General features: G+C 64.1%; 4 protein-coding genes and 1 pseudogene. All 5 read left to right on the forward strand.

Annotation, left to right across the window (positions count from 1 at the left end; all coding sequences use genetic code 11):
• The first annotated feature begins 324 nt into the window (after window positions 1-324).
• A complete protein-coding gene (locus JYJ84_RS29275; RefSeq protein ID WP_122945862.1) occupies window positions 325-1221 on the forward strand; it encodes a DMT family transporter in 897 nt (298 codons plus the stop codon).
• Between the two features lie 113 nt (window positions 1222-1334).
• The gene (locus JYJ84_RS29280) at window positions 1335-1943 is read left to right on the forward strand and encodes a TIGR00645 family protein (protein WP_175223642.1); all 609 of its coding nucleotides are present in this window, start codon (window positions 1335-1337) and stop codon (window positions 1941-1943) included.
• Between the two features lie 34 nt (window positions 1944-1977).
• Window positions 1978-3501, forward strand: coding sequence for a fumarate hydratase (locus JYJ84_RS29285; protein ID WP_122945864.1), 1524 nt, complete (start codon window positions 1978-1980; stop codon window positions 3499-3501).
• A gap of 193 nt (window positions 3502-3694) precedes the next feature.
• Window positions 3695-4171 (forward strand): bacterioferritin, encoded by a 477-nt coding sequence (bfr, locus tag JYJ84_RS29290; RefSeq protein WP_011352652.1) that lies wholly within the window; start codon window positions 3695-3697, stop codon window positions 4169-4171.
• 39 nt (window positions 4172-4210) lie between these two features.
• Window positions 4211-4496 (forward strand): annotated as a pseudogene (locus JYJ84_RS29295) (aspartate/glutamate racemase family protein); the annotation flags it as partial.

Genomic DNA, 4496 nt, shown 5'->3' on the forward strand with positions numbered 1-4496 from the left:
GCAGACATCGACTACCCCTTGGTGAACATGAATCCTCTGCATGGCGGCGCGATCGTGCGCGCCGCGCGTCTTGGCCGGCGCATGCGCGCCGCTGTCTCCTACCCACCACTCACGCACGGCCCGAAGGCCGCTGCGTGATGCTGCGCCGCACCATGCCGCACGATGGCGACCGGGCGACCCGACCGTTTCCACAATAAGCGCTCCAACTTACCCGTCACTTACGCGGCACGGCCGTTTCGCCCGCCGGGCGGCGCCGCTTGTAGCTTTACGCTGCAACGAGCGCGACCCTACAATCCTAACTGAACTCGCCTTCCGGATTCCAGCTTGAATCGCTACGCTTTCTTTCTTGTGCTGTCGATGCTGTTCGTCGGCAGCAATGTCGGTATCGGTAAATCGATCGTCGTCTTCGTTCCCGTCGCCATCCTCGCCACGCTGCGCTTCGTGATCGCGATCGCCGTGCTGTGGCCGCTGTTCAGCCCGGTGAAGATGCGCACGGTCAAGCGCGGCGAATGGCTGAACCTGTTCCTGCAGGCATTCTTCGGCACCTTCATGTTCACGCTGCTGATGCTGAACGGCGTGCAGCGCACGAGCGCGGTCGCGGCCGGCGTGATCACGAGCACGATCCCGGCGATCGTCGCGCTGTTCGCATGGCTGATCCTGCGCGAAAAACCGAACGGCCGTGCGCTCGTGTCGATCGCGCTCGCGATCGCCGGCGTCGTGACGATCAACCTCGCGAACGGCAGCGCGACCGGGCATGGCGCATCGTCTTCGCTGACCGGCAACCTGCTGATCCTCGGCGCGGTGTGCTGCGAATCGATCTACGTGATCCTGTCGCGCCGCCTCACGCAGACGCTCGCGCCGATCGACATCTGCGCGTACACGCACCTGTTCGGCCTGTGCCTGATGCTGCCGCTCGGCGCATCGGCGATGTGGCATTTCGATTACGCGAGCGTGCCGGCCGGTACCTGGGCACTCGTCGTCTGGTACGGCCTGTCGGCCAGCATCTTCTCGTTCTGGCTGTGGATGAAGGGTATCCGCCACGTGCCGGGCAGCCTCGCCGGCGTGTTCAGCGCGGTGCTGCCGGTCGCCGCGGCCGCGTATGGCATCGCGTTCCTCGGCGAGCGCCCGACGCTCGCCCACGGCATCGCGCTCGCGTGTGTCGTCACCGGGATCGTGCTGGCGAGCCTGCGCGTGAAACGCGTGCCGGCCGCCGCCTCCTGATCCGTCCCTGGCCATGCCGGCGCGTCGCTGCAGTCGCGCCGGCCGACGCGTTACAATAGCGCGCCTTTTCAAGATTACCCCCGATACCTGCGCACCGCGCCCGCACCTTCAACATGTCTGCCCCGCATTCGCCCGGCCGCCCCTTGCGTCGCCCGCTTCGCCCGCTTCCCGCGCTGATTTTCATGAGCCGCTGGCTCCAGGTTCCGCTTTACCTCGGTCTGATCGTTGCGCAGGCCGTCTATGTGTTCCTGTTCCTGAAGGAAGTCTGGCACCTGCTGTCGCATGCAACGAGCCTCGACGAAGTCAGCGTGATGCTCGCGGTGCTCGGCCTGATCGACGTGGTGATGATCTCGAACCTGCTGATCATGGTGATCGTCGGCGGTTACGAAACATTCGTGTCGCGCCTCGGCATCGAGGGCCACCCCGACGAGCCCGAATGGCTCGACCACGTGAACGCGGGCGTGCTGAAGGTCAAGCTGTCGATGGCGCTGATCAGCATTTCGTCGATCCACCTGCTGAAGACCTTCATCAACCCCGATCAGCACACGATGCACGCGATCATGTGGCAGGTGATCATCCACGTGTCGTTCCTGGTGTCGGCGCTCGTGATGGCGTGGGTCGACCGCCTGACGACGCACACGCACCCGGCCCATTTCCACGAGCCGCACGCGCCTGTCGCGGCCGTGTCCCGCAAGCCGGCCGAAGCAGCCGCCAACGCATAAACGCATTCCCCACTGTCCCCACAGAGTCTCAGCCATGACCGTCATCAAACAGGAAGACCTGATCCAGAGCATCGCGGATTCGCTGCAGTACATCAGCTACTACCACCCGCTCGACTACATCCAGGCCCTCGGCCGCGCGTACGAGCTGGAAGAGAGCCCGGCCGCGAAGGACGCGATCGCGCAGATCCTCACGAACAGCCGCATGTGCGCGGAAGGCAAGCGCCCGATCTGCCAGGACACCGGCATCGTCACGATCTTCGTGAAGGTCGGCATGGACGTGCGCTGGGACGGCGCGACGATGGGCCTCACCGACATGATCAACGAAGGCGTGCGCCGCGGTTACACGCACCCGGACAACGTGCTGCGCGCGTCGATCGTCAATCCGCCGGAAGGCGCCCGCAAGAACACGAAGGACAACACGCCGGCCGTGATCCACTACGAGATCGTGCCGGGTGACAAGGTCGACGTGCAGGTCGCGGCAAAGGGCGGCGGCTCGGAGAACAAGTCGAAGTTCGTGATGCTGAACCCGTCCGACTCGATCGTCGACTGGGTGCTGAAGACGGTGCCGACGATGGGCGCGGGCTGGTGCCCGCCCGGCATGCTCGGGATCGGTATCGGCGGCACGGCCGAAAAGGCGATGCTGATGGCGAAGGAATCGCTGATGGAGCCGATCGACATCCAGGAAATCATCGCGCGCGGCCCGAAGGACTGGGTCGAGGAACTGCGCGTCGAACTGCACGAGAAGGTCAACGCGCTCGGCATCGGCGCACAGGGCCTCGGCGGCCTGGCGACCGTGCTCGACGTGAAGATCATGGCAGCACCGACGCACGCGGCCTCGAAGCCGGTCGCGCTGATCCCGAACTGCGCGGCGACGCGCCACGCGCACTTCGTGCTCGACGGTTCGGGCCCGGCCAAGCTTGAAGCACCGTCGCTCGACGCATGGCCGAAGGTCCAGTGGGAACCGAACACGGAAACCAGCAAGCGCGTCGACCTGAACACGCTGACGCCGGAAGAAGTCGCGAGCTGGGCGCCGGGCCAGACGCTGCTGCTGTCGGGCAAGATGCTCACCGGCCGCGACGCCGCACACAAGCGCATCGCCGACATGCTCGCGAAGGGCGAGAAGCTGCCGGTCGACTTCACGAACCGCGTGATCTACTACGTCGGCCCGGTCGATCCGGTGCGCGACGAAGTGGTCGGCCCGGCCGGCCCGACGACGGCCACCCGCATGGACAAGTTCACCGAGACGATGCTCGCGCAAACCGGCCTGATCTCGATGGTCGGTAAGGCCGAGCGCGGCCCGGTCGCGATCGAGGCAATCAAGAAGCACAAGGCGGCCTACCTGATGGCGGTCGGCGGTGCGGCGTACCTCGTGTCGAAGGCGATCCGCGGCGCGAAGGTGCTCGCGTTCGAAGACCTCGGCATGGAAGCGATCTACGAGTTCGACGTGCAGGACATGCCTGTAACAGTTGCTGTCGATTCGTCGGGCACGTCGGTGCACCAGACCGGTCCGAAGGAGTGGCAGGCCAAGATCGGCAAGATCCCGGTCGCAGCCGCTTAAGCGCGATCGAACGAAAGGCCGGACGGAAGTCCGGCCTTTTTACTTCTCATTCTCATTATTGAGTGCGGCCGGTTATTCAAGGCTGATTCTCATTACATGCAAAAGGCAGGCCAGACAAGGTTTCGAGGCTTGGCTTTTCTCGTTCGAGCGATTATCGTTCGGTTTCTGAAGCCCCACTGAACAAGGAACAGCCATGCAAGGCGACAAGAAAGTCATCGAATATCTGAACGCCCAGTTGAAGAACGAACTCACGGCGATCAACCAGTACTTCCTGCATGCGCGCATGTACAAGCACTGGGGCCTCGAGAAGCTCGGCAAGCACGAGTACGACGAGTCGATCGGCGAAATGAAGCACGCCGACTGGCTGATCGAGCGCGTCTTCATGCTCGACGGCCTGCCGAACCTGCAGGATCTGCACAAGCTGCTCGTCGGCGAGGAAACCGAAGAGATCCTGAAGTGCGACCTGAAGCTGGAGCAGATCTCGCAGTCCACCTGCAAGGAAGCGATCGCCTACTGCGAATCGGTGCGTGACTACGTATCGCGCGAGATCTTCGAAAAGATCCTCGACGACACCGAAGAGCACATCGACTGGCTGGAAACGCAGATCGACCTGATCGGCAAGGTCGGCCTGCAGAACTACCAGCAGACGATGATGGGTTCGCCGGAGTAAACTCTCTCCACGCTTCCCGTTATCGCCCCCAGCCCGTTCATGTCGACACCTTCCGTTATCGCAGCGACGGCCTCGACCGTCGCCCCCGTCGGCATCTTCGATTCAGGGCTGGGCGGCCTGTCGGTGCTGCGCGCCGTGCGCGCGCAGTTGCCCGAGGAATCGTTCATCTACGTCGCCGATTCGCACCATGCGCCGTATGGTCCGCGCGACGAGGCGTTCATTACGGAACGCACGCTGGCAATCGGCGAGTGGCTGGCCCGCGAAGGGGCAAAGGCGCTCGTCATCGCCTGCAACACCGCGACCGCACGCGCGATCGCCGCGATCC

The organism is Burkholderia sp. LMG 13014 (genome assembly GCF_905232215.1).
Classification (GTDB): Bacteria; Pseudomonadota; Gammaproteobacteria; order Burkholderiales; family Burkholderiaceae; genus Burkholderia.